Origin of the sequence: Plantibacter sp. MMLR14_011, from assembly GCF_001865025.1 — a bacterium.
GTDB classification, from domain to species: domain Bacteria; phylum Actinomycetota; class Actinomycetes; order Actinomycetales; family Microbacteriaceae; genus Plantibacter; species Plantibacter flavus_A.
The window spans coordinates 169,938-194,146 of sequence record NZ_MJGW01000017.1 but is presented as its reverse complement, the minus strand read 5'-3'; the positions used below and the strand labels follow the sequence as shown (position 1 = coordinate 194,146).

The following is a 24,209-nucleotide window of genomic DNA, read 5'->3' as shown; positions in this document are numbered from 1 at the left end:
AGAATAGAGAGTTGAGTCTGCGCGGAGTTCGACCCTCTATCCGACGCCCGCAGCAACCACAGTTTTCGCGTCGAGCGTGTGGCCCCACCTTTCGGCAGCGAGCACATCAAACATCACATCATTCAGGAGAATCGTGGCTGTCAAAATCCGTCTCAAGCGTCTCGGCAAGATCCGTGCGCCGTACTACCGCATCGTCGTCGCAGACTCGCGCACGAAGCGCGACGGTCGTGTCATCGAGGAGATCGGCAAGTACCACCCCACCGAGGAGCCCTCGTTCATCGAGGTCGACTCCGAGCGTGCGCAGTACTGGCTCAGCGTCGGCGCCCAGCCGACCGAGCAGGTCGCAGCGCTCCTCAAGCTCACCGGTGACTGGGGCAAGTTCAAGGGCGACAAGGACGCCGTGAGCACCGTCCGCGTCAAGGAGCCGAAGGCCGCCTTCGTCGCCGACGAGAAGAAGAAGCCCGTCCTCAAGCCGAAGGCCGAGGCCCCCGCGGCCAAGGCTGCTCCGGCCGAGGCCGAGGCGCCCGCTGCCGACGCCGCTGAAGCAGAGCAGGCGTAGTCTTGCTCGCTCCCGCGCTCGAACATCTCGTCAAGGGGATCGTCGATCACCCGGATGACGTTCGCGTCACAGCACAGAACTCCGCCCGTGGCGAGGTCCTCGAGGTTCGTGTGAACCCCGAGGACCTCGGCCGGGTCATCGGTCGTGCTGGCCGGACGGCCAAAGCCCTGCGCACCCTCGTGGCAGCGCTGGCAGACGGTCGGCGGGTCCGAGTCGACGTGGTCGACACGGACGCCTCCGGCGCCAGCGCGTAGGTGGCGGACGAGACGGAGCCGAAGACCCAGTTGCGGGTCGGTCGGCTCACGAAAGCCCATGGTCTGAAGGGCGCCCTGAAGGTCGAGCTCTACACGGATGAGCCGGAGCACCGGTTCACCCCGGGCGCGACGTTCACGCTCCAGGTCCCTGCAGGATCGAAGTGGCGCGGCAAGACACTCGAGCTCATCGAACTGCGCTGGTACAACAGCCAGCCGGTCGCCTTCTTCGTCGGGATCTCCGATCGCAGTGAGGCGGAGACCCTCGTGAAGGCGATCCTCTGGGTCGAGCAGGACCCCACCGAGCTGCCGGTCGACGACGACGCGTGGTACGACCACCAGCTCGTCGGGTTGGCCGTGCACCGCGACGGCGTCGCCGTCGGTACCGTCGCCCGCGTCGACCACTTCCCGGCTCAGGACCTCCTGATCGTGAAGACCGGCGACGGCGAGGTCATGGTCCCGTTCGTGAAGGCGATCGTCCCCACGGTCGACATCGCTGCCGGGATCGTCACGGTCACGCCGCCCACCGGTTTGTTCGAGGAACTCCCGGAGGCCGACGATGCCCCCGAGACGTCGACGGCCGGTCCAGTCGAGTCCGAGGCCTCCGACGAGGCTCAGGACGACACCGGAGCGTCGCAGCCGGAGCAGTAGAACCCGTTCCGAGTCGGTCCTCCCGGCTCGGAACACCCACGACGGAGGCGTCGGTTGCGTGCAACCGGCGCCTCCGTCGTGGTCGTATCGGTTGACCGACGCGACCGGGACGACGACCGTCGCGCGAATAGACTGCTCCTCATGCGCATCGACATCGTCACGATCTTCCCGACCTTCTTCGATGCCCTGGACCTCTCGCTGCTCGGCAAGGCGAAGCAGAGCGGGCTCATCGAACTGGACGTCCACGATCTGCGGGATTCGACGCACGACCGTCACCGCACCGTCGACGACACCCCGTACGGCGGGGGAGCCGGCATGGTCATGAAGCCGGAACCCTGGGGCGAGGCGCTCGACGGCATCCTGGGCGACGACACCGAGGAGGAGCCGCTGGTCATCTTCCCGTCTCCGGCGGGTGAGGTGTTCACGCAGGCGATGGCCCGCGAGCTCGCGGCCGAGCCGCACCTCGTGTTCGGCTGCGGCCGGTACGAGGGCATCGACCACCGCGTCTTCGACCACACGGCCAGTCGGGCGCGGGTCCGCCTGGTGAGCCTCGGCGACTACGTCCTCAACGGGGGAGAGGTGGCGGTGATGGCGATGATCGAGGCGATCGGTCGGCTCGTCCCGGGGGTCGTCGGCAACCCGGAGAGTCTCGTCGAGGAGTCGCACGAAGACGGGCTGCTCGAGTACCCGAGCTACACGAAGCCCGCCGAGTGGCGAGGACTACCCGTGCCGCCGGTGCTCCTGAGCGGCAACCACGGTGCGATCGCCACCTGGCGTCGTCAGCAGCAGATCGAGCGGACCCGCGAGGTCCGCCCGGATCTGCTGCCCGCCGATGCGCCGGACGCCTGAGCGCCCAGGGGTGCTGTGCGTGACGGCTGTCAGGGCCGACGCCGCACGGCGGCGGCGATGCCGGCGATGACGAGGACCGCCCCGGTCGCGATGATCGCCCCGGTGATCCACCCCAGAGGGTCGATGCGCACCTCGGTGAGATTGGTGACGAGCATGGCCCCGGCGAAGACGAGCAGGAGGACGCCCCAGAGGATCGTGCCGAAGCGTGGCGCCCGACCGCCTCGATCCGTCGGGCCGACACCGGTCCTCGGCTCATCGGCCGTCTGCGCGGTGGTCGTCTGCGCTCTGGTCGACTCCGTGGTGGCCGTCTGATCGGTCTCCGACGGAGCCGATCCCGTCGCCGCGTCGGCTGGGGACGACATGTCTGCCGCTCCGGTCCGGTCGTCCAGCTCGCTCATCGTCCCGCCTCCGCTTCCTCGGTCACCACAGCGCTGCCGGCGACCGTCCACACCCGTACCCGCGTCGTGTCTCCTGACGCCGTTTGTCCGTACCGTGCCTCATCCTGGAAGAGGGCTCCGCCGCGTCGGTCCGTCCGGTCCCGACCGTCGCGTCCCGTCTCCAGGGTGCCCGCGATCGCTGAGAACTCGACGATCACCGGCACGTCCTCGGGGATGAGCACGTCGACCTCGCCTGCGAGGATCCACACGTCGATCGTGCCACCGCGCAACGCGTCGTCGTCGGCGAGTTCACCGAGGTCGAGCGTGGGTTGGCCGGCGATCATCACGTAGCCGCGTCGGTCGTCCGCATCCGTCGACGTCACGGTCCAGGTCGTGCGTCCGACCGGCAGGAAGGAGGAGCCGAGTGGGAACACGCCGGTGGCGAGCAAGGAGATCACAGCGGCCCACGTGAAGAGCCCGAGCCAGCCGCTCTCCCGTCCGCTGATGCCCGCGATGATCGTCGCGACGGCGAGCGCACCGAGCGCTGCGGCGAGCCCGATGACCACGACGACCGGGACCGAGAACCCGGCGCTCGCCGCGATGACGGCCGCGCCGGCACCGGCGAGCAGCGCCAGTCCGAGGGTGATCGCCACGAAGGCCGCTCCAGGGTGCTGCGCACGACGCTCTCGAGCCTTCGTCTCGCGCTCGGCCTGCTGCTCGGCTCGCTGGCGGCTCATCTCGTCCCGGAACTCCTGACTCGTCCAGCCGCGCTGCTGGCGCGGAGCCCCGTCCCACGCGGTGGTGGTGGTGGTGGTGGCTCCAGGGAGTGGGACGGTCGCGCTCGCATCACCAGGCGAACCGTCGGCCTTCGCGAGCGACACCGGGTTCGCGGCACCGGGGGAGGCCGGGGGCGAGCCGGCAGGGCCCGAAGGGGAGGCCGTGGGCGATGGCGCCGTCGGCTTCGGGATCGAGGCGTCGCTGGTCCACGGGTCGCGCTGTGGCGGTGTCTCAGGCGGAGTCGACCGCCCAGGGTCGCGGCGGGAGAACATCACGATCAGCCAGACCGCTGCGGCGACCAGAGCGATCACCCAACCGGCGGTCATGGTCGACTCCAGCCACCCCGGCAGGTTCCACGCATGCGGCACGCCGTCCCACCAGAGGCCGCGCATGAACGGCACCACGGTGAGGACCGCGAGGATGCCGATCGCGACGATCGCCGGGTCGAAGACGCCCCGGATCGCACGCTCGAGGTGGATCCGCCCCTGCTGGTCGGGGATGAGCGCCCAGCCCGCGGCGTAGACGAAGAGGACCGGCCCGCCCAGGATCGCGATGACGATGAGGGCTCCGCGCACGATCATCGGATCGAGGCCGAGCCGGGCCGCGACACCCCCGGCGACACCGCCGAGCCACGAGTCGCTCGAGCGACGGAGACCGGTGGACCGCCACCAGTCGAAGAAGCGGGTCGTCGGATCCTGCGGGGCTGGTGCCCCCGGTTCTGCTCCGGTGGGCGGCGTGCTGTGGTTCGTCATGGTCCGATTCTGGCGAAGCGTCCGGGTCGGGCCCATCCGGCATGACCCTGAGTGCACCCTGATCCTGCCGTCCCAGGGTGCCGACCGCACCCCGAACTGCTTGGATGGCTCCATGGGAACCGAGGTGATGATCCGTCCGAGGCGCCGCTTGCTCGGCGGTGTCTGCGCCGGCTTCGCCGAGCACACCGGTCTCCCCGTCGCTGCGGTGCGGACGGCGACCGTCATCCTCGCGTGCTGCGGCGGAGCGGGCCTGCTCCTCTACGTGTGGCTGTGGGTCATGACGCCGACGCAGGGCGCGGACGCACCGCTCGATCCCCGGGAGCACCTGCTCCGGCCTGCCTCGAACGACGACGGAGACGACCTCGACGGCCCCCGTCGCGCGCCGATCACGGAGGTGCTGCTCGGGATCGCCCTGCTCGCGGCCGGGACCGCGCTGATCGCGACCCGGACCGGGCTGGACATCCCACTCGAGGCCGTCATCCCCGTCATCGTGGTCCTCGCGGGAGCCGCACTCGCGTGGCGGCAGTTCGGCGAGCGTGGTCGCGGTGAGGGTTCACGTGCCCTCCTGATCCGCGTGCTCGGAGCGCTCGTCCTCGTCGTCCTCGGCATCCTCCTGTTCTTCGTCACCGGGGACCGCCCGAACATGTGGACGGTCATCGTCGCAGCGATCGCCGTGCTCCTCGGGGTCGCCGTGGTCATCGCGCCCTGGGCACTCCAACTGAACCGCGACCTCGCCGACGAGCGCGCCGCGCGGATGCGCGAGGCCGACCGCGCCGAGATCGCCGCGCACCTGCACGACTCCGTGCTCCAGACGCTCGCGCTCATCCAGCAGCAGGCCGGCCCGGGGAGCGAGGCGTCCCGTCTCGCCAGGGCGCAGGAGCGCGAGCTGCGGAACTGGCTCTTCTCCGGCGGGACCGCTCCGACGGGTGACCTCGCGACCGAGCTGCGGACCATCGCGGCCGCGGTGGAGGCCGACCACGCCGTGCGCGTCGACGTCGTCGCGGTCGGGCGTGCGATCGACGACGCCCCGGAGCCGCTCCTCGCCGCCGCACGGGAGGCCGTGCTCAACGCGGCACGTCACGCCGGCGGCGACGTCTCCGTGTACCTCGAGACGGCACCGCAGCGGATCGAGGTGTCGATCTCCGACCGCGGCCCCGGGTTCGACCTGGAACAGGTCCCGCGGGACCGCCTCGGGGTCCGGGAGTCGATCATCGGCCGGATGCAGCGCATCGGCGGCGAGGCGACCATCCGATCGGGGCCCGGCGGACGAGGTACCGAGGTCCGTCTCGTCCTGCCCGTCCACGACGCCGCGCCGACTGCGCCGCAGCCCGACACCGTCCCGACCGTTCCGAGGAGCCGACCATGAGCGACCGACCACTGACCGTCGTGATCGTCGACGACCACTCGATCTTCCGTTCCGGGCTGCGCAGCGAGCTCGATCCCGGCATCGAGGTGCTGGGCGAGGCCGGCGACGTGGAGGAGGCGATCCGGGTGATCGGGGAGACCCGCCCGCAGGTCGTGCTGCTCGACGTCCACCTGCCGGGTGGCGCCGGCGGCGGTGGCGCGGACGTGATCGCCGGCTCGGTGACCACCGCGCCCGCCACCCGGTTCCTCGCGCTCAGCGTCTCGGACGCCGCCGAGGACGTCGTCCGGGTCATCAGGGCCGGTGCGCGCGGCTACATCACCAAGAGTTCCTCGGGGGCCGAGGTCGCGGAGGCGGCACGACGGGTCGACGACGGCGACGCGGTCTTCTCGCCTCGCCTCGCGGGCTTCGTCCTGGACGCCTTCGGAGCCGTGACGGGGGAGACCGCGGAGTCCGTCGACGAGCTCGACCGGCTGTCCGCCCGCGAGCAGGAGGTCATGCGCCTCATCGCCCGCGGTTACGCCTACAAGGAGGTCGCGACGGAGCTGTTCATCTCCGTGAAGACCGTGGAGACCCACGTGTCGAGCGTGCTGCGCAAGCTGCAGCTGTCCTCGCGCCACGAACTCGCCGCCTGGGCTCTGCAGCGCAAGCTCCTCTGACCACGCGGGCCGGGACCGACATCGGCCGTCAGCGAACGACCAGTGCACGCTCAGGAGCCCGGCGGTAGCCTGAGGGACATGATCATCCGTCGGGCGTTCTACTACTGGCGATTCGCCGCGATCTTCGTGCTGCCCGCCTGGCCGTTCGTCGGATCGGGACTCTTCGGTGAGAGCGGCTGGAGCCTCTTCGGGCTCTTCATCGCCATGCCGATCCTCGCCATCGCGCTCGCTGCGATCGCGTTCCTCATCTCCGCCCGGGCCAGCGTCCGGACGACGAAGCTCGTGTCCTGGACGGACGTCGGCCTGCTCACGCTCTGGCACATCACGATCATCTGCTTCGGCTCCTTCAGCTCGGGCATCGCCCTCTGGGCGGTCCTCGGCGTCGTCGCCGGCCTCGCCGCCTTCTGGGGCGTCATCGCGCAACTCATCTCCGAGACGGCACGCCGGGCTCGGGAGACGATGGCCGAATTCGAGCGCATGGCCGCTGCAGCGGGGCCAGGCACGATGCCCGGATCGGCGATCCCGCCACAGCCTCGGTTCGATCCCGGCCCGATCGACGGCGGCGAGTTCATCGTCATCGAGGAGTCGAAGCCCGACGAGCGCCGCTGAGCGGTCGTCTCCACCGCTGTCGCCCGCGCCGTCCGGGGCCCGGTTTCCCATCCGGGGCCCTTTCATGACACAATTGCTGTTTGTGCCTCCGCAGTTCTGCCACAGGGGAACGCCGGCATCGGGCACACCCTTCCTTCCGAACGTATTCAGCGGTCGACCTGTGGCGGTCGCAGAGATGGAATCATCATGCACATTCTCGACTCAGTCGATGCAGCATCCCTCAAGTCGGACATCCCCGACTTCCGCGCCGGCGACAACGTCAAGGTGCACGTGAACATCATCGAGGGCAACAAGTCCCGTATCCAGGTCTTCCAGGGTGTCGTCATCGGCCGCTCCAACGAGGGTGTCCGCGAGACCTTCACGGTCCGCAAGGTGAGCTACCAGGTCGGCGTCGAGCGTACCTTCCCGGTGCACTCCCCGAACATCGACCACATCGAGGTCGTCACCCGCGGTGACGTCCGTCGCGCGAAGCTGTACTACCTCCGCGAGCTCCGTGGCAAGAAGGCGAAGATCAAGGAGAAGCGCGACAACTAGTCGTCCTCCCGGTCGCCCTCCGCGATCATTCCTGAGCTCCCCACCGGATAAGCTGGTGGGGAGCTCAGGCGGTTAAATGACAGACAATTCCCTGGCGGCAGACGCGTCGCCCGACCACCAGCAGCGCCCCCGCGGCAAACGCGGAGCGCTGCTCTTCCTTCGCGACCTCCTGATCATCTTCGTGGTCGCGCTGCTGGTCTCCTTCCTCATCAAGACCTTCCTCGTGCGGTCGTTCTACATCCCGTCCGGGTCGATGGAGAACACGCTGCAGATCCAGGACCGCATCCTGGTGAACGAGCTCGTCCCCGACGTGGTCTCGCTGAACCGTGGCGACGTGGTCGTCTTCCAGGATCCGGGCGGCTGGCTCCCGCAGACGGTCGAGGCTCCGCAGCCTCCCGTCACCGCAGCCGTCGAATGGGTGCTGTCGATCTTCGGCCTCGTCGCTCCCGACAGCGACGACCACCTGATCAAGCGCGTCATCGGCCTGCCCGGCGACCACGTGTCGTGCTGCAACCCCCTCGGGCAGATGACGGTCAACGGGGTGCCGCTGAACGAACCGTACGTGAAGCTCCCGGCCGGCACCGAGAAGGTGTCCGGAGACCCGTTCGACATCGTCGTCCCGGAGGGCTCGCTCTGGGTCATGGGCGACAACCGGTACAACTCGAAGGACTCCCGGTACAACGGCGACACACCCGGTGGTGGCTTCGTCCCGATCGACAACGTCGTGGGGCGCGCGTTCGTCATCACCTGGCCGTCCAGCAACTGGGCCTGGCTCGACAACTACCCGTCCGTCTTCCAGGGCATCCCCGCCCCAGAAGAGGAGTGATGGCCGTCAGCGAACCGACCCTCGAGGTCGAGTACGAACTGTTCGCTGCGGGTGTCCCGTCGGTCATCGGCATGGACGAGGTGGGTCGCGGAGCCATCGCCGGCCCGGTGGCCGTCGGCGCTGCGGTCGTCGCCCCGGCGTGCGGGGCGTTCCCTGCGGGACTCCGTGACTCGAAGCTGTTGAGCGAGCGAGCGAGGACCCGCCTGGAACCGCTGGCCCGCGAGTGGGTGTTGCACGGGGCCGTCGGGCTCGCGAGTCCGGCGGAGGTCGACGAGCTCGGCATCACCGCGTGCCTCGGACTCGCCGGCCGTCGGGCGCTGCTCGAACTGCACGCCGTCGGCGCGGATGTCGCCGGGTCCACCGTCCTGCTCGACGGCAACAGTGACTGGCTGAGCCGGGCGCTCCAGCGACCGCTCACCATCACCACGAGGGTCAAAGCGGATCGGGACTGCGCGTCGGTCGCCGCAGCGTCCGTACTCGCCAAGGTGCACCGCGACCGACTGATGATCGAGTTGCACGAGGCACTGCCGGAGTACGGGTGGGAGGGCAACAAGGGATACGGCTCGGCGCAGCATCTGTCGGCCCTCTCCGAGCACGGCCTGACCCTCCACCACCGGAGCAGCTGGCTGCCCGCCTACACGTAGACTGGAGAGACCATGGACGAAGACGAGTTCGAAGACTACGACCGCGAGGTCGAACTGGCCCTCTACCGCGAGTATCGCGATGTCGTGGGGCAGTTCAAGTACGTGATCGAGACCGAGCGCCGGTTCTACCTCGCCAACGAGGTCGACCTCGTGCGACGCGACACGGCGAACGACTTCTACTTCGAGCTCTCCATGACCGACGTCTGGGTGTGGGACGTCTACCGGTCCGACCGGTTCGTCAAGAGCGTCCGAGTGCTCACGTTCAAGGACGTCAACGTCGAGCAGTTGTCCTCGCGCGACTTCGAGCTCCCGAAGGAACTCACGCTCGACGAGTAGGGCGAGGCCCCCGCGACCGACAGCGCTCCACAGGCGCGCTTCGCCGCGCGCTCGTCGACGACGGACCCACCTCTGGGTGACGAGCCGCGTCTGCACGCTTGGCTGGATGCCAGGAGGTGCACATGGCACGGAAGGACGAGCTCGGCCGACGCGGCGAGCAGGTGGCGGCGGATCATCTCGAGGCGTGCGGATACCGCATCCTCGACCGCAATTGGCGATGCCCGCAGGGCGAACTCGATCTCGTCGCGGACGACGACGGCACGCTGGTCTTCGTCGAGGTGAAGACCCGTTCGGGCGTCGGCTTCGGTGATCCCGCGGAGGCGGTCACGCCGAGCAAGCTGGCCCGGATCGGTCGCCTCGCCGGCGCCTGGTGTGCTGAGCACCGACCGCGTTCGAGGCGGATGCGCGTCGACGTCGTCGGCATCGTGCTGCCGTCCGAAGGCGACATGCGACTCCAGCACCTGCGGGGAGTCTCCTGATGGCCGTCGCACGCACCTGGTCGGTCGCACTCGCCGGCCTCACGGGCGCGATCGTGGAGGTCGAGGCGTCTGCCGCCGCGACCGTGCCGGGTATGGCGATCGTCGGTCTTCCCGACAAATCGCTCGGGGAGGCCGCGCACCGCATCAAGAGTGCGACGGCGAACTCCGGCTGCGAGCTGCCCGGCGGCAAGCTCACGATCAACCTGTCTCCAGCGTCGCTGCCCAAGCAGGGGAGCGCCTTCGACCTCTCGATGGCGATCGCCTGCCTCGCCGTGGGCGGCCTGGTGCGCCGGGAGTCCGCCGAGCGGGTCGTCCACCTCGGTGAGCTCGGGCTCGACGGTCGACTCCGTCCGCTCGTCGGCGTGCTGCCGGCCGTCCTCGCCGTCGCCCGCGCCGGCTACGACGCGGTGATGGTGCCGACCGCCAACGTCGAGGAGGCGCAGCTCGTGCCCGGCGTCACGGTGATCGGGGCGACCTCGCTACGTGATGCGGCCATCTGGCACGGTGCAGAACTCTCCGCGATCGACCTCGAACCCGTCCGGCAACGGGTCGATCGGTTGCCCACGCCCGACCCACTCGATCTCGCGGACGTGGTTGGACAACCGGAGGCGGTCGACGCGATGGTCGCTGCGGCGGCCGGCGGGCACCACGTCATGATGGTCGGACCTCCCGGGGCCGGCAAGACCATGCTGGCCGCCCGGCTCCCCGAGATCCTTCCCGACCTCGACGCCGAGGCCGCGGTCGAGGTCAGCTGCCTCCGCTCGCTCATCGGTCTGCCGCCGGACGGCGCGCTCGCCCGACGACCACCGTGGGAGAGCCCGCACCACTCGTCCTCGGCGGCGGCGATCATCGGTGGCGGTTCGCGCCAGATCCGCCCTGGGGCAGCCGCGCGCGCGGCGCACGGCGTGCTCTTCCTCGACGAAGCGCCGGAGTTCCGCGCCGACGTCCTCGACTCGCTGCGTCAGCCACTCGAAGCCGGCGTGGTCACCGTGCATCGTGCGCACGGCAGCGCGACGTTCCCGGCCGCCTTCCAACTGGTCCTCGCCGCGAACCCCTGCCCGTGCGGTCAGTACGGCACGGCGGACGGCGTCTGCACCTGTCCACCGCAGGCCCGTCGACGCTATCTCGGGCGGATCTCGGGGCCGCTCCTCGACCGGATCGACATCCGCGTGCGGGTGCACCGGATCACCTCGGCACTGACGAGTCTCTCGCGGGAGGGTGAGGTCTCCACCGCCGAGGCTCGTTCCCGCGTCGAGGCGGTGCGGGCCGCGAGTGCCGAGCGGTTGGCCGGCACCGGCTGGACCACGAACGCACAGGCGAGCGGCACCTGGCTCAGGAGCCCGCGGATGCGGCTGTCCAGATCCGTCACCAGCGCGTTGGACCGCTCCCTCGAGCGGGGAGGCATCACCATGCGTGGCTACGACCGGATCCTCCGATTGAGCTGGACGCTCGCCGACCTCGACGGCGCCAATAGCCCCACAGCCGAGCACTTGGGGCGCGCCCTCTTCCTGCGGAAGGGCATCTCATGAGTGCGTGGTTCGGTTTGGACCGCGGGTTGGTCGAACGCCTCGTCCGAGGCCTCGGCGGCCTGGAACCGGTCGTGGCCGCGGGCAGCCCTGGCGCAGATGGAGGTGCCGAGCCCGTCTTGGAGGCCGATGATGACGTCGGCACCGCCGGGATCCGGGCGGCGTTCGCTCGGGCGGCCTGGACGATGATCGCCGAACCGGGCGACGGCGTGGCCGGGCTCGTGATCGGTGCGCTCGGCCCTGCGGGCGCACTGTCAGCGGTTCTGGACCGGGTGGGGCCGACCGAACTGCAGCGCCGCATCCTCGGCAGCGAGTGGTCCAGTGGCTTGGGCTCGACGTCGGCCGATGCAGAGTCCGAGGATCCCTCCGCGGTGCCCGCCTCCCGTGTGCTCGGAAGTGCGCTGGAACGCTGGCGGCCCCGGCTCGTCTCGGCTGACCTCGTCGCCGCGTGTGAGACGGCGATCGAGGTCGGCGTCCGACTCCTCCTGCCCGGCGCTCCGGGCTGGCATGCGGGGTTCGACCACCTCGGTGTGCACGCGCCGCACGCCCTCTGGCTGCGCGGCTCTCCCAACGCCCCCGCGGGAGAACGTGCCATCGCGTTGGTCGGTGCCCGGGCCGCGTCCGGTTACGGCGAGCACGTCACCCTCGAGGCTGCGTCCGGGCTCGTCGATCGGGGCTTCGCGATCGTGTCGGGTGCCGCGTACGGCATCGACGGCGCGGCGCACCGAGCCGCCCTCGGGAGCGGGGGCGTGACCGTGGCCTACCTCGCAGGCGGGGTCGATCGGCCGTACCCGGCCGGTCACGATGCGCTCATCCGTCGGATCCGCGAGGCCGGCGGAGCCGTCATCAGCGAATCGCCGTGCGGGTCCACACCCTCGAAATGGCGGTTCCTGCAGCGGAACCGACTCATCGCCGCAGCCTCGGCGGCGACGGTGGTCATGGAGGCCGGAGACCGCTCCGGTTCGATCAACACGGCGGGTCACGCCGCGTCCCTCGGGCGTCCGCTCGGAGCCGTGCCCGGCCCGGTCACGAGTCCGTCGTCGGCTGGCTGTCACCGGTTGATCCGTGAGTACGCCGCCACGTGCGTGACGAACGCCGCGCAGATGGCGGAGCTCGCCGGGTGGACCGCGGTCGATGCGGACGCGCAGGCGTTCGCCTCCCCGGAGGAACGCCGGGTCCGTGATGTGATGAGTGCGCGCTCGCCACACACCGTCGAGGCGCTCGCGAAAGCGAGTGGTCTGAGTCCTCGCGAGGTCACCGGCGTGCTCGGTGCGCTCGATCTCGCCGGGGCCGTCGAGGAACGGGAGCGCGGGTGGGTGCTCGTCGGGGGACGGGCGTGAGGTGATCGCTCGGCGGGGGAAGGCCACGGCGTCGGACGCGTGGGGCATGCTGTCCACGTGGACATCTGGAGCAGCATCGACGGGTTCTCGGAGCACCTCGCTTCCGAGCGTCGGCTGTCGCCGCAGACCGTTCGCGCCTACGCCTCCGATCTTCGGCAGCTCGCCGACTTCGCCACCGGACGCGACGTCGAGCTCGTCGACGGCGTGACGCTGGACCTCCTCCGCGACTGGCTCTGGGCCGCTTCCGAGGCCGGCTCGTCCAAGGCGACGCTCGCGCGACGCACCGCCACGGCGAAGGCCTGGAGCGCCTGGCTCCTCCGCACCGGCAGGGTCGATTCGGACGTCGCAGCACGTCTCCGGAGTCCGAAGACGGGTCGGACCCTGCCACGCGTCGTCGGCCGGGGCCCGTTCGACGACCTCCTCGCGGGGCTCGAGGACCGCGCCGCATCGGGGGAGCCGAACGCCCTCCGCGACCTCGCCGTCGTCGAACTGCTCTACGCCTCGGCCCTTCGCGTGTCCGAGCTGTGCGGACTCGACCGGGACGACCTCGACCTCGACCGACTCACCGTCCGGGTCACGGGCAAAGGCGACAAGGAGCGGGTCGTGCCGTTCGGCGTCCCCGCTCAGTCGGCGATCGTCGACTACCTCACGAGCGCCCGCCCGCAGCTGGTCGCCCGTGCAGCCGCGAACGACCGTGGACCGACGCCCGGCGCAGCCCTCTTCCTCGGCGCGCGCGGAGGGCGGCTCGGCCCGCGCTCCGTCTACACACTCGTCGCCCGGCTCCTCGACGCCGTGCCCGGCGGCGGTCCGGCAGGGCCTCACGCCCTGAGGCACACCGCCGCGACGCACCTGCTCGACGGAGGAGCGGACCTCCGCGCGGTCCAGGAACTCCTCGGCCACGCGAGTCTCGCGACGACGCAGATCTACACGCACGTCTCCGTCGAACGCATCAAGGAGAGCTACCGCAACGCCCACCCGCGGGCCTGAGCCCCCGCCGTCGCGGTCAGCGGGAGCAGGACGGCCGGTGGCACCTCGCCGAGCAGCAGCATCGGATTGACGTAGACGCCGTCGCGCCGCACCCCGAAGTGCACGCAGCCGTCGGCGCAGTGTCCGCCGACACCGACGGTCCCGATCGATGCCCCGCGGGTCACCGGACTGCCGACCTCGACCGAACCCACCACCGGCTCGATGCTCGAGACGTGTCCGTCGTCGTGCCGGATCACGACGAGCGGTCGGTCGACCACCGTCCCGCTGAACGTCACGACGCCGGCGGCTGCTGCAACGACCGGTTGACCGGGCGATGCGGCGATGTCGACACCCCGGTGGCCGGCGCTGTACGGGTCGGGCGGCGCGACGAACGGCTCGGTGACGACGTGCGGGGGAGCGATCGGCCAGCTCCAGGCCGGCGCCGCCCCAGACGTGCTCACGGGTGCGAGGAGCACCAGACAGGAGATGAGGAACCAACTGGCGATCGAGGTCATCATGATCCGAGCCTGACGGGCTGGGGAAAGCGAGGGCGGGTGGGCGCCTCGGAGCGGGGAGACGGACGTGGCCGGACGGGCTGTGGAGCGCCGTCATCACGGTGGCCTGATGCTATGCTGAACGGAGCACCTCGCTCGTCGGGGTGACTACGCGTGCCATTTCGGCCACCACTTCCAATCGGTCCTCGCTCTCCGGAGCGTGGCGGACGTGCGCCGGGCACCAGGGACGAGGCCATCCGGTCCGTCAGACAACCGAGGCACTCCCACCCGTCCGCGTCAGCGGTGCGGTGGCGAGCGCAGAACAGGAGAACGGCTCATGGCCGTCGTAACCATCCGCCAGCTGCTCGACAGCGGCGTGCACTTCGGGCACCAGACCCGCCGTTGGAACCCGAAGATGAAGCGCTTCATCTTCACCGAGCGTTCCGGCATCTACATCATCGACCTGCAGCAGTCGCTCGGCTACATCGACCAGGCCTTCGACTTCGTCAAGGAGACGGTCGCCCACGGCGGCACCATCCTCTTCGTCGGCACGAAGAAGCAGGCGCAGGAAGTCATCGCCGAGCAGGCGACGCGCGTCGGCCAGCCCTACGTCAACCAGCGTTGGCTCGGTGGCCTCCTCACCAACTTCCAGACGGTGTCGAAGCGACTCGCCCGCATGAAGGAGCTCGAGGAGCTCGACTTCGAAGACGCCTCCAAGAGCGGCTTCACCAAGAAGGAACTCCTCATCAAGAAGCGCGAGCTGGACAAGCTCCACAAGTCGCTCGGTGGTATCCGTAACCTCTCGAAGACGCCGTCGGCGCTCTGGGTCGTCGACACCAAGAAGGAGCACCTCGCGATCGACGAGGCGCGCAAGCTCGGCATTCCGGTCATCGGCATCCTCGACACCAACTGCGACCCCGACGAGGTCACCTACCCGATCCCGGGTAACGACGACGCGATCCGTTCCGTCGGCCTGCTGACGCGCATCATCGCCGACGCCGCCGCCGAGGGTCTCATCCAGCGCCACCAGAAGCCGACCGAGGGCGACGCCCCGGCCGAGCCGCTCGCCGAGTGGGAGCAGGAGCTGCTCCAGGGCGGCGAGCAGGGTTCCGCCGAGACCGAGAAGGTCGCCGATGAGGCGATCGCCGCAACCGACGCCGTCGAGGCAGCCCCGGCTGTCGAAGACGTCGAGGTCGCTGCAACCGAGTCCGCCGCCGACGCCGAGGGTGCAGCTGCCGCCGTCGTCGCCGACGAGAAGTAATCAAGGAGGACACCAGCAATGGCCAACTTTTCTCTCGCTGACCTGAAGGTGCTGCGCGAGCAGCTCGGCACCGGCATGGTCGACACCAAGAACGCACTCGTCGAAGCCGATGGCGACGTCGAGAAGGCGACCGAGATCCTGCGTCTCAAGGGTGCGAAGGGCAACGCGAAGCGTGCCGACCGCTCCACGAGCGAGGGCCTCGTCGCCGCGAAGGAGAACGGCGACACCGCCACGCTCATCGAGCTCGCCTGCGAGACCGACTTCGTCGCGAAGGGTGAGAAGTTCCTCGCTCTGGCCGACCTCGTCCTCGACGCAGTCGTCGCCGCCGGCGCGACCACCGTCGAAGAGGGGAACGCGGCTCCGGCCGACGGCAAGACCGTCGCCGAGGTCATCGCGGACTCCGCTGCGATCATCGGTGAGAAGTTCGAGCTCCGCCGCCTCGCGGTGGTGCACGGTGAGCACTTCGCCGTCTACCTCCACAAGACCAACAAGGACCTGCCCGCGCAGGTCGGCGTGGTCGTCGGCTACACGGGCGACGACGCGGAGACGGCTCGCAGCATCGCGCAGCACATCTCGTTCGCCAACCCGTCCTACCTCAGCCGCGACGACGTCCCGGCCGACGAGGTCGAGAAGGAGCGCGAGATCGTCACCGAGATCTCGAAGAACGAGGGCAAGCCCGAGGCTGCGCTGCCGAAGATCGTCGAGGGCCGCGTGACCTCGTACTTCAAGCAGGTCGCGCTCCTCGAGCAGGACTACGCCAAGGACAACAAGCTGTCCGTGCAGAAGGTGCTCGCTGACGCGGGCCTCACCGTGACCGGGTTCGCCCGCTTCAAGGTCGGCGCGTAGCAGTTGTGACGGGGTCCGGATCGCCAGTGGCGATCCGGACCCCTTTGCGTGCGCGGGCATACCCGTGCACGTGGGATCGGTGACGATCCGGTCAGTGAGTCGACCACTGTCGCGGACAGCGGGCGGCTCCTGACGCTAAGTTGTGTGAGGGACGAGGAAGGACAGGCGGATGCCGGAGAAGAAGCGCAGGGTACTGCTCAAGCTGTCAGGTGAGGCGTTCGGAGGCGGCCAGTTGGGCGTCAACCCCGACGTGGTCGGGTCGATCGCCCGCGAGATCGCTGAAGCGACCGCCGAGGTCGAGGTCGCAGTGGTCGTCGGAGGCGGCAACTTCTTCCGCGGAGCCGAGCTCAGCCAGCGCGGCATGGACCGCGGCCGAGCCGACTACATGGGCATGCTCGGAACGGTCATGAACGCCCTGGCGCTCCAGGACTTCCTGGAACAGGCCGGCGCCGCCACGCGCGTGCAGTCGGCCATCGCCATGACGCAGGTCGCCGAGCCCTACATCCCGCTCCGTGCCGAGCGACACCTCGAGAAGGGTCGCGTCGTCATCTTCGGAGCGGGCGCCGGACTCCCGTACTTCTCGACCGACACCGTCTCCGCACAGCGCGCGCTCGAGATCGGAGCCGTCGAGGTCCTCGTCGCCAAGAACGGCGTCGACGGCGTCTACACCGCAGACCCCCGCGTCGACCCGACGGCGACGAAGATCGACACCATCTCCTATCAGGAGGCGCTCCAGCGCGGCCTCAAGGTCGTCGACTCGACGGCCTTCAGCCTCTGCATGGACAACGGCATGCCGATGCGCGTCTTCGGCATGGAGCCGGCCGGCAACGTCACGGCGGCCATCCGCGGTGCCGCGATCGGCACCCTCGTCACCTCCGCGTAGGCGGCAGGGCGGCCAGGCCGAGGCCCGCCGCCCGACTAGACTGAACCCAGTAATGCAATCAAAGGAGTGCTCGTGATCGCGGATGTCCTCTCGGATGTTGGTACCCGGATGTCGAAGGCCGTCGAGGCCGCGAAGGATGACTTCGCCACGGTGCGTACGGGTCGCGCCAACCCCCAGCTGTTCCAGAAAGTCCTGGTGAGCTACTACGGCACGCCGACGCCGCTGGCGCAGCTCGCCTCCCTGCAGAACCAGGAAGCTCGCACGATCGTCGTGACGCCCTACGACAAGTCCGCACTGCGCGACATCGAGCAGGCGATCCGCGACATCCCGAACCTCGGCGCCAACCCGACGAACGACGGCACCGTCATCCGGGTCACCATGCCCGAGCTGACCGCTGAGCGTCGCAAGGAATACGTGAAGATCGTCCGCGGCAAGGGTGAAGACGCGAAGGTGTCCATCCGCAACATCCGTCGCAAGGGCAAGGACGACCTCGAGGCGCTCAAGAGCGAGGTCGGCGACGACGACGTCGCACGCGGCGAGAAGGAGCTCGAGGCCGTCACGAAGTCGCACATCGACGCCGTCGACGCCGCGCTGAAGGCCAAGGAGACCGAGCTGCTCTCCATCTGAGCCGCTGTCCCACCGCTGATTCCGTTCGCCGACCGGTCCCTCGACCGACGGCACGCCCGCTGGAGGTACCTGTGGAAGACGATGTCGCTCCCGGGCGATCGAGCGATCCGTCGAAACCCGAACCCGGCCGGTCCGGCAAGTCGGGTTCGCAGGAATTGCGGTCCCAGCTGAAGGACCGCCGCGCGAAGTTCGAGCGGCAGGTCGACGCCAAACGCGCCGACATCGAACGGCAGGTCCAGGCGACGAAGGCGCAGTTCGACGCGACGAACGAACGCATCGAGGCGCGCGTCGGCCGCAACCTCGTCAACGCCATCCTCATCGGGGTGGCCGCGGGCGGCATCATGCTCGTGAGCCTGATCATCTTCAAGGTGATCTTCGTCGTCCTGGCCTCGGCCGTGGTGGCCTTCGCCACGCTGGAGCTGCGGAAGGCCCTCGAGCAGACTGGGCGCCGGGTGCCGGCGATCCCGACCGTCGTCTCCGCCGTCGCGATGCAGCCGGCGGCGTTCTTCCTCCACGACGTCTGGCGTTGGTCCGTCGTCCTGCTCGGCATCCTGCTGGTCATCGTCTGGCGCGTGGCCGAGCAGGCCATCGCTTCGAAGCGCACCGACCTTCCCACGCTCGTCCGCGACCTCGCGTCCGGGACGTTCATCCAGGTCTACGTCCCCTTCCTTGCCTCCTTCGCCGTGTTCCTGGTCGCCCAGCCCGAGGGCGAATGGTGGACGCTGGCGTTCCTGATCCTCGTCATCTGCGTCGATGTCGGCGCCTACGTGAGTGGCCTGTCATTCGGCAAGCACAAGATGGCGCCGGTGATCAGCCCGAACAAGACCTGGGAGGGCTTCGCCGGGGCGGGTGTCGTCGCGGTCGTGGCCGGTGTGCTGCTCGCGATCCTCATGCTCGGTGTGCCGTGGTGGGTCGGTGTCCTGCTCGGCCTGCTGCTCCTCGGCAGTGCCACGGTCGGCGACCTCGCCGAGTCGCTCATCAAGCGCGACATCGGCGTGAAGGACATGAGCTCGTGGCTGCCGGGACACGGGGGATTCCTCGACCGCCTGGATTCGATCCTGCCGTCGGCGGTCGTCGCCTACGTGGTCTTCCTGCTGTTCGGCGGACTCGCGGTCTGAGCTCTGGCCCGGTCCGATTTCGCCCGATCAGCCCCTCATGGGGGAGAATGGTCCGGTGAGCACGATCTTCCCCACCTCAAAGCGTTCGAAGCGTGGCTACGATCCGGCCGAGGTCGACGAGTTCCTCGACCGCGCTCGCGCCGCCTACGGGCAGGACGCCGACGCCGACGCGGATGCGACCCTGAGCGCGGAGGACATCCGGCACGTGGCGTTCCGGCTCGTCCGGGGTGGCTACAGCACCGAGCACGTCGACGCGGCGCTCGAGCGACTCGAGGACGCCTTCTCGCTCCGCGAGCGGGAGCGGTCGGTCGAGGAGCGCGGCGCCAAGGAGTGGCTGCGCGACGCCCGCGGCACCGCGCAGGTCATCCTCAACCGGCTGACGAGGCCGGAGGGCCAACGGTTCCAGCGCGTGAGCCTGCTCGCCCGCGGCTACAGCCGGAAGGACGTGGACGCCCTCGCGGACCGCCTCGTCGCCTACTTCCACGACGGCACACCGCTCAATGTCGACCGCGTCCGCACGGCCGTCTTCCGCAACGAATGGGCCGGATACCGCGAGTCGCAGGTCGACGCACTGCTCGACAGCGTCGTGGACGTCATGCTGGCGGTTCGCTGAGCGTCGGTCGACCAGGTGGCCTGATCAGGCATTCTCGGCTACCATCGATGCATCGTGCCTCAAGACTCAACTGACGTGACCCCGTGGAAACCATCAGCCCAGCCGAACACCGGTAAGGCGGTTCAGCCGTACCGTCGGCCGCGCTCTCGCGGCAAGAAAGTCCTCGGCATCTTCGCCGCGACGGCTGCATTCGGCTTCGTCGCCGTGACGATGGTCGACCCGACCTCGAGCGTCGTGGCGTCCTCCTACGCGGAGAAGCAGGCGCAGTTCGGTGGCAACGCGGCGCAGTCCGTCGTCGCGAGTTCGAACTACCAGTACACCTTCGCCCGCGACAGCTACGAGGTCGTCGCTCCGCCCCCGCCGCCTCCCGTGGCGACGCCGGCCGCGACCGACGGCGGTTCCTCGTCCACGGGCAGCGCTCCCGCGGCAGGCACGCCCGACCCGGGTACGGCTCAGGCGATCGCTTACGACATGGTCATGGCCAACGGCTGGGGCGAGGGCGAGTACAGCTGCCTCGTCTCCCTGTGGAACCGTGAGTCGGGTTGGAACGTGTACGCCTACAACGCCAGCTCTGGCGCCACGGGCATCCCGCAGGCGCTTCCCGGCTCCAAGATGGCCTCGGCCGGAGCCGACTGGGCCACCAACCCCGCGACGCAGATCACCTGGGGTCTCGGATACATCACGAGTCGGTACAGCACGCCGTGTGGCGCGTGGGCCCACTCGGAGTCCAACGGCTGGTACTGACCGGAACCGCCTCCCGACACGGTCGTGGAGGCTGAGCCTAGACTTGACCCATGCCCCGACACCACCGCCACCGGCCACGGCCCGGCGACGACGAGGGTAACGGTCTCGAACGGCTGATGGCAGGGTGGAAACGCACCGAGGACCATCGAGACGGGTCCTGGTTCGTCCAGCCCGTCAGCGGTTCCAGTGCGCAGAAGACCTACGTGTGTCCGGGATGCGGACAGTCCATCCCGCCCGGCACCGCACATGTGGTGACGTGGCGCGCCGACGGGGTCCTGGGCGACCAGGCCGACATCGCTGCCCGGCGGCATTGGCACTCCCACTGCTGGCGGATCCGGTGAACGCCCGCACGCCGCGAATCGACCCGACCACACTGCCCCGGAGGACTGACTCATGACCGACACCATCGAGATCCGTGGTGGCGCCGAGCTCCCCGCCGTCCGCGAGGAGATCGAGCTGCACACGGCCGACGGCCTGACCCTCGTCGGCGAGCTCGCGGTGCCGGCCGATGGCGAGATCGTCGCGACCCTGGTGACGCTCCACCCGCTGCCGACCGCCGGCGGGTTCATGGACTCCCATGTGCTGCGGAAGGCCGCGGCGCGCCTGCCTGCGCTCACGGGGATCGCGGTGCTCCGCTTCAACACCCGCGGCACCTCGTCTCCTCGAGGGACGAGCGACGGCGCCTTCGACGGCGGCGTCGGGGAGCGGGCCGACGTCGAGGCCGCGCTCGCGTTCGTGGCCGAGCGCGGGCTTCCGCACCCGTGGATCGTGGGATGGTCGTTCGGGACCGAGCTGGCCCTGAAGTACGGGCGCGACCCGGCCGTCGACGGAGTGATCCTCCTGTCTCCGCCGCTGCACCGCACGACGGAGGACGAGCTCCGGGCATGGGCCGGCGACGACCGGCCGATGGTCGTCCTCGTGCCCGAGTTCGACGACTACCTCCGACCCGCGGAAGCGGCGGAACGGTTCGGCGTCCTCCCCGGGGTCACGCTCGTCCCGGTGGACGGCGCCAAGCACCTGTGGGTGGGGGAGAGCCAGACCCGACGCGTGCTCACCGAGATCGTCGCTGCAGTGCGTCCCGAGGCGCTGCCGCTGCCGACCCACTGGCCGGCTCCCGGCCTCCCAGCGGCCGTCTAGCCGCCTCTCAGTCATTTCCGATAGCCTGAACCACCTGCGTCTCCTGCCGGCCCGACCCGCCGGATCCCGTCGGACGCAGGATCACCCGCGTCGTTCCGACGCCAGAGGAGAGTAATCCGTGCGTTTCGTTCTCGCCATCGCCGCGTTCGTCGTGGCAGCCGTCATGATCGTGACGGGAATCGCGCAACGGACCGTGTTCCTCTCGCCCGGCACCTTCAGCCTGTCGACGACGGTCGACAGCGGAGACCGGTTCATCGTCATCCCCGGGAGCGTGCTGCAGTCGCAGCCGGGAGCGCAGTCCATCGTGGCGGGCGCGGGCGGCGACACGCAGGTGTTCATGAGCTACGGGCGCTCCGACGACATCACGGCCTGGCTCGGCGACGAGCCCTACAGCCGCGTGGGCGTCAACAGTGCCGGTACCGCACTGACGACCACGACCGTCACGGCCGAGGCGGACGCCACCGACGACGATGGGGCGACCCCGAGTCCCGAGCCGTCGGCGACGCCGGCCCCCGAGGCCAGCGACGACACCACCACCGCCGAGAAGGGCCCGGACCCGCGCGGATCCGACCTCTGGCTCGGTGAGTACGACGAGGCGGGCGCGGTCATCGCGACGATGAACCTGCCGAAGGACATCGACGTGCTCATCGCGACCGACGGCTCGGCCGCAGCTCCGGATTCCCTCCGACTCTCCTGGCCACTCGACAACGCCACCCCGTGGGCCGGTCCCCTGATCGCCGGTGGCATCCTCGTGCTCCTCGCCGGCATCGTGCTCTACCTCTCGGGGATCCAGCGCATGCGTCGCTCGCGAGGCCCGCGTCGCAAGGGTCCGGGACAAGGACAGAAGGGCATCACGAAGATGTCGAGACAACCGAAGCCGCGCCGCCCCCGTGAACTCGGAGCCGGCAAGACGAAGCGCTCTTCGCTGCGCCGTTCACTCGTCGTGGGCGTACCGCTCGTCCTCATCGGGACCCTGGGCCTGAGTGGCTGCTCCCAGGACTACTGGCCGACCATCGGAGCGCCGTCACCGACGCCCACCGTCACTGCGACGGATCTGCCGGCCGACAGCCAAGACCAGGACTTCGCCGCGCCCGTCGTCACCGTGCCACAGGTCGAGCGGATCGTGTCGCGGATCTCGACGGCGGCGTCCGAGGCCGATGCTGCGCTCGACGGCACCGCTGCAGCCGTCCGGTTCTCCGGGCCGGCTCTCGAGGAGCGCACGGCGAACTACGCCCTCCGCTCCAAGGTGGCCGATGCCGCCGGAGCGACGCCCATCCCCGCGTCGCCAGTCACGCTCACCCTGCCCCAGGCGACGGATGCCTGGCCTCGGACGGTCATGACCGCCATCCAGGACAAGGCCGACGAGACGGTGTCGCCAACGGTCCTCGTGATGACCCAGCAGGACCCGCGGTCGAACTACCAGGTCGTCTACGCGGAGAAGCTCCTCGAGGGCGCCCGACTCGAGAACGTCGCGCCCGCGACCATCGGTGCCGCGAGCGTCCCGCCGGACTCGAAGCTGCTCGTCATGCCGCCGGAGGAGATCGCCGCGGCATACGCCGACATCATCACCAACGGCGATGCGAGCAGCTTCGCCGGCATGTTCAACGCCGATGGTGACGTCTTCCGGACCCAGGTCGCTGCGGACCGCGCCACGAAGGCCGCGAACCTGCCGACGACGGCGAGCATCGCCTTCTCGGCGGCCGCCGGTACCGGCCCGAACGTCGCACTGGCGACCAACGACTCGGGTGCGATCGTCGCCGTCAACGTGCAGGAGGGCGAGGTGGTCTCGGTCGTCACGGCCGGTGCTACCGTGAAACCTTCGGGTGCGGTCGCCGCGCTCTCCGGGATCACCGAGAGCGCGAAGGGGACGCAGGCCACCTACGGCGACCAGCTCCTGTTCTACGTGCCAGCCGTCAACTCCGGAGAGAAGATCACCTTGCTCGGATTCACCCAGACCCTCATCGCCGCATCGGAGCTCCCGTGAGTGCCGCGGAGCCGAGCGCAGCACACCTGCGCGGCGCCGTCGACCTCTCCGGTCTCGCTCGTCGCCACCAGACGCCGCCCGCGGGCGCGTCGACGCAGGCGGGCGCACCGGCAGAGGCGCCCGGCGCGACGACCGGCCAGACCGTCCAGGTCCCGTCCCTGGTCTTCGACGCGACGGACGACGGGTTCGGTCAGGTCGTCGAGCTGTCCTCCGTCGTCCCCGTCGTCATCGACCTCTGGGCCGAGTGGTGCGGACCGTGCAAGCAGCTCTCCCCGGTGCTCGAACGCCTCGCCGCCGAATACGCCGGCCGCTTCGTGCTCGCCAAGGTCGACGTCGACGCGAACCCGCAGCTCTCCCAGGCGTTCCAGGCGCAGTCGATCCCGATGGTCGTCGCCGTCGTCGGCGGACGCCCGGTGCCGATGTTCAACGGCGCCATCCCGGAGTCGCAGGTGCGCGATGTGATCGAGCAGTTGCTGCAGCTGGCCGAACAGAACGGGGTCTCCGGTCGGGCCGTCGTCGCCGAAGGGGACGCCGCAGCTCCAGCCGAACCCGTGGAGGAGCCGCTGCCGCCCCTCCACGCCGAGGCGTACGAGGCCATCGAGCGTGCCGACTACCCGACGGCCATCGCCGCGTACGAGAAGGCCATCGCGCAGAATCCGAAGGACGACATGGCCGTGGCCGGCCTCGCTCAGGTCCGTCTGCTGCACCGCCTCACGGGGAAGACCCTCGATGAGATCCGCGCACGCGCCGCTGCTGCTCCCGACGACCTCGACGCCCAGCTGGCCGTCGCCGACCTCGACCTCTCCGGAGGACACCTCGAGGACGCCTTCGACCGTCTGCTGACGCTGTTCCCCGACCTCGACCAGTCGGGTAAGGACACCGTCCGGACGCGCCTGCTCGAGCTCTTCCAGGTCGCCGGCGTCACCGATCCGCGCGTCATGAAGGCCAGGGCCCGGTTGACCGGCCTCCTCTACTGACCGACCGATGCACGACGAAGGCCCGCC

The 24,209-nt window shown here is 69.7% G+C and carries 29 protein-coding genes; 26 read left to right on the top strand and 3 right to left on the bottom strand.

What is annotated here, in order from left to right:
- Positions 1 to 133: 133 nt before the first annotated feature.
- From rpsP to trmD, 4 genes are all read left to right on the top strand, one after another.
- Complete coding sequence (gene rpsP / locus BIU99_RS09315) at positions 134 to 559, top strand: 30S ribosomal protein S16 (protein ID WP_064296311.1); 426 nt, start codon at positions 134 to 136, stop codon at positions 557 to 559.
- A 2-nt stretch (positions 560 to 561) separates the two neighbouring features.
- Positions 562 to 813 carry an RNA-binding protein gene (locus BIU99_RS09310; protein ID WP_064296312.1) on the top strand — a complete coding sequence of 84 codons (252 nt, stop codon included), beginning with the start codon at positions 562 to 564 and terminating at the stop codon, positions 811 to 813.
- Positions 814 to 1,461, top strand: coding sequence for a ribosome maturation factor RimM (gene rimM, locus BIU99_RS09305; protein WP_071260900.1), 648 nt, complete (start codon positions 814 to 816; stop codon positions 1,459 to 1,461).
- 141 nt (positions 1,462 to 1,602) lie between these two features.
- Positions 1,603 to 2,310: a tRNA (guanosine(37)-N1)-methyltransferase TrmD gene (gene trmD, locus BIU99_RS09300; RefSeq protein WP_071260898.1), complete on the top strand. Its 708-nt coding sequence runs from the start codon at positions 1,603 to 1,605 to the stop codon at positions 2,308 to 2,310.
- A gap of 29 nt (positions 2,311 to 2,339) precedes the next feature.
- On the opposite strand, the gene BIU99_RS09295 is transcribed toward trmD, so the two are convergent.
- Both BIU99_RS09295 and BIU99_RS09290 read right to left on the bottom strand, forming a co-directional pair.
- A complete protein-coding gene (locus BIU99_RS09295) occupies positions 2,340 to 2,708 on the bottom strand; it encodes a hypothetical protein (protein WP_071260897.1) in 369 nt (122 codons plus the stop codon).
- Positions 2,705 to 4,216 carry a PspC domain-containing protein gene (locus tag BIU99_RS09290; protein ID WP_175484373.1) on the bottom strand — a complete coding sequence of 504 codons (1,512 nt, stop codon included), beginning with the start codon at positions 4,214 to 4,216 and terminating at the stop codon, positions 2,705 to 2,707. Before BIU99_RS09290 ends, BIU99_RS09295 begins: the two co-directional genes overlap by 4 nt.
- A 112-nt stretch (positions 4,217 to 4,328) precedes the next feature.
- Here BIU99_RS09290 and BIU99_RS09285 point away from each other — a divergent pair, with 112 nt between their 5' ends.
- From BIU99_RS09285 to BIU99_RS09235, 11 genes are all read left to right on the top strand, one after another.
- Entirely contained in the window at positions 4,329 to 5,582 is a 1,254-nt protein-coding gene (locus BIU99_RS09285) for an ATP-binding protein (protein WP_071260893.1), read from the top strand.
- Positions 5,579 to 6,238 carry a response regulator transcription factor gene (locus BIU99_RS09280; RefSeq protein ID WP_071260891.1) on the top strand — a complete coding sequence of 220 codons (660 nt, stop codon included), beginning with the start codon at positions 5,579 to 5,581 and terminating at the stop codon, positions 6,236 to 6,238. The genes BIU99_RS09285 and BIU99_RS09280 overlap by 4 nt, the downstream gene beginning before the upstream one ends.
- Before the next feature lie 78 nt (positions 6,239 to 6,316).
- Positions 6,317 to 6,847 carry a hypothetical protein gene (locus BIU99_RS09275; RefSeq protein ID WP_071260890.1) on the top strand — a complete coding sequence of 177 codons (531 nt, stop codon included), beginning with the start codon at positions 6,317 to 6,319 and terminating at the stop codon, positions 6,845 to 6,847.
- Positions 6,848 to 7,033: 186 nt separating this feature from the next.
- A complete protein-coding gene (rplS, locus tag BIU99_RS09270; protein ID WP_056006851.1) occupies positions 7,034 to 7,381 on the top strand; it encodes a 50S ribosomal protein L19 in 348 nt (115 codons plus the stop codon).
- 76 nt (positions 7,382 to 7,457) lie between these two features.
- Positions 7,458 to 8,207: a signal peptidase I gene (gene lepB / locus BIU99_RS09265; RefSeq protein WP_064296320.1), complete on the top strand. Its 750-nt coding sequence runs from the start codon at positions 7,458 to 7,460 to the stop codon at positions 8,205 to 8,207.
- Complete coding sequence (locus BIU99_RS09260) at positions 8,207 to 8,851, top strand: ribonuclease HII (RefSeq protein WP_071260888.1); 645 nt, start codon at positions 8,207 to 8,209, stop codon at positions 8,849 to 8,851. The genes lepB and BIU99_RS09260 overlap by 1 nt, the downstream gene beginning before the upstream one ends.
- A 12-nt stretch (positions 8,852 to 8,863) precedes the next feature.
- Positions 8,864 to 9,187, top strand: coding sequence for a DUF2469 domain-containing protein (locus BIU99_RS09255; protein WP_071260887.1), 324 nt, complete (start codon positions 8,864 to 8,866; stop codon positions 9,185 to 9,187).
- Between the two features lie 122 nt (positions 9,188 to 9,309).
- On the top strand, positions 9,310 to 9,666 hold the full coding sequence (locus tag BIU99_RS09250) for a YraN family protein (RefSeq protein ID WP_064296323.1): 357 nt from the start codon (positions 9,310 to 9,312) through the stop codon (positions 9,664 to 9,666).
- On the top strand, positions 9,666 to 11,195 hold the full coding sequence (locus BIU99_RS09245; protein ID WP_071260885.1) for a YifB family Mg chelatase-like AAA ATPase: 1,530 nt from the start codon (positions 9,666 to 9,668) through the stop codon (positions 11,193 to 11,195). The genes BIU99_RS09250 and BIU99_RS09245 overlap by 1 nt, the downstream gene beginning before the upstream one ends.
- The gene (dprA, locus tag BIU99_RS09240) at positions 11,192 to 12,532 is read left to right on the top strand and encodes a DNA-processing protein DprA (RefSeq protein WP_071260883.1); all 1,341 of its coding nucleotides are present in this window, start codon (positions 11,192 to 11,194) and stop codon (positions 12,530 to 12,532) included. The genes BIU99_RS09245 and dprA overlap by 4 nt, the downstream gene beginning before the upstream one ends.
- Before the next feature lie 57 nt (positions 12,533 to 12,589).
- Entirely contained in the window at positions 12,590 to 13,519 is a 930-nt protein-coding gene (locus tag BIU99_RS09235; protein WP_071260881.1) for a tyrosine recombinase XerC, read from the top strand.
- Here the strand turns inward: BIU99_RS09235 and BIU99_RS09230 are convergent.
- Entirely contained in the window at positions 13,492 to 14,016 is a 525-nt protein-coding gene (locus tag BIU99_RS09230) for a murein hydrolase activator EnvC (RefSeq protein ID WP_083397273.1), read from the bottom strand. The genes BIU99_RS09235 and BIU99_RS09230 overlap by 28 nt on opposite strands.
- Positions 14,017 to 14,329: 313 nt before the next feature.
- Here BIU99_RS09230 and rpsB point away from each other — a divergent pair, with 313 nt between their 5' ends.
- The 11 genes from rpsB (at position 14,330) to BIU99_RS09175 (ending at position 24,182) form a co-directional block, all read left to right on the top strand.
- Positions 14,330 to 15,253 carry a 30S ribosomal protein S2 gene (gene rpsB, locus BIU99_RS09225; protein ID WP_064295105.1) on the top strand — a complete coding sequence of 308 codons (924 nt, stop codon included), beginning with the start codon at positions 14,330 to 14,332 and terminating at the stop codon, positions 15,251 to 15,253.
- A gap of 18 nt (positions 15,254 to 15,271) precedes the next feature.
- On the top strand, positions 15,272 to 16,099 hold the full coding sequence (gene tsf / locus BIU99_RS09220) for a translation elongation factor Ts (protein ID WP_064295106.1): 828 nt from the start codon (positions 15,272 to 15,274) through the stop codon (positions 16,097 to 16,099).
- Between the two features lie 169 nt (positions 16,100 to 16,268).
- Positions 16,269 to 16,982: a UMP kinase gene (gene pyrH, locus BIU99_RS09215; protein WP_056006822.1), complete on the top strand. Its 714-nt coding sequence runs from the start codon at positions 16,269 to 16,271 to the stop codon at positions 16,980 to 16,982.
- A gap of 72 nt (positions 16,983 to 17,054) precedes the next feature.
- Positions 17,055 to 17,609: a ribosome recycling factor gene (gene frr / locus BIU99_RS09210; protein ID WP_064295107.1), complete on the top strand. Its 555-nt coding sequence runs from the start codon at positions 17,055 to 17,057 to the stop codon at positions 17,607 to 17,609.
- A 71-nt stretch (positions 17,610 to 17,680) separates the two neighbouring features.
- Positions 17,681 to 18,727 (top strand): phosphatidate cytidylyltransferase, encoded by a 1,047-nt coding sequence (locus BIU99_RS09205; protein WP_254773601.1) that lies wholly within the window; start codon positions 17,681 to 17,683, stop codon positions 18,725 to 18,727.
- A gap of 55 nt (positions 18,728 to 18,782) precedes the next feature.
- Positions 18,783 to 19,340: a DivIVA domain-containing protein gene (locus BIU99_RS09200; RefSeq protein WP_254773600.1), complete on the top strand. Its 558-nt coding sequence runs from the start codon at positions 18,783 to 18,785 to the stop codon at positions 19,338 to 19,340.
- Positions 19,341 to 19,415: 75 nt separating this feature from the next.
- Positions 19,416 to 20,084: a hypothetical protein gene (locus tag BIU99_RS09195; protein WP_064295109.1), complete on the top strand. Its 669-nt coding sequence runs from the start codon at positions 19,416 to 19,418 to the stop codon at positions 20,082 to 20,084.
- Positions 20,085 to 20,134: 50 nt separating this feature from the next.
- Positions 20,135 to 20,425, top strand: a complete 291-nt coding sequence (locus tag BIU99_RS20260; protein ID WP_071260877.1) for a hypothetical protein — start codon at positions 20,135 to 20,137, stop codon at positions 20,423 to 20,425.
- 52 nt (positions 20,426 to 20,477) lie between these two features.
- Positions 20,478 to 21,221 carry an alpha/beta hydrolase gene (locus tag BIU99_RS09185; RefSeq protein WP_071260876.1) on the top strand — a complete coding sequence of 248 codons (744 nt, stop codon included), beginning with the start codon at positions 20,478 to 20,480 and terminating at the stop codon, positions 21,219 to 21,221.
- 118 nt (positions 21,222 to 21,339) lie between these two features.
- Positions 21,340 to 23,205: a hypothetical protein gene (locus BIU99_RS09180; protein WP_071260875.1), complete on the top strand. Its 1,866-nt coding sequence runs from the start codon at positions 21,340 to 21,342 to the stop codon at positions 23,203 to 23,205.
- Positions 23,202 to 24,182, top strand: a complete 981-nt coding sequence (locus BIU99_RS09175) for a tetratricopeptide repeat protein (protein WP_071260873.1) — start codon at positions 23,202 to 23,204, stop codon at positions 24,180 to 24,182. Before BIU99_RS09180 ends, BIU99_RS09175 begins: the two co-directional genes overlap by 4 nt.
- Positions 24,183 to 24,209: the final 27 nt, after the last annotated feature.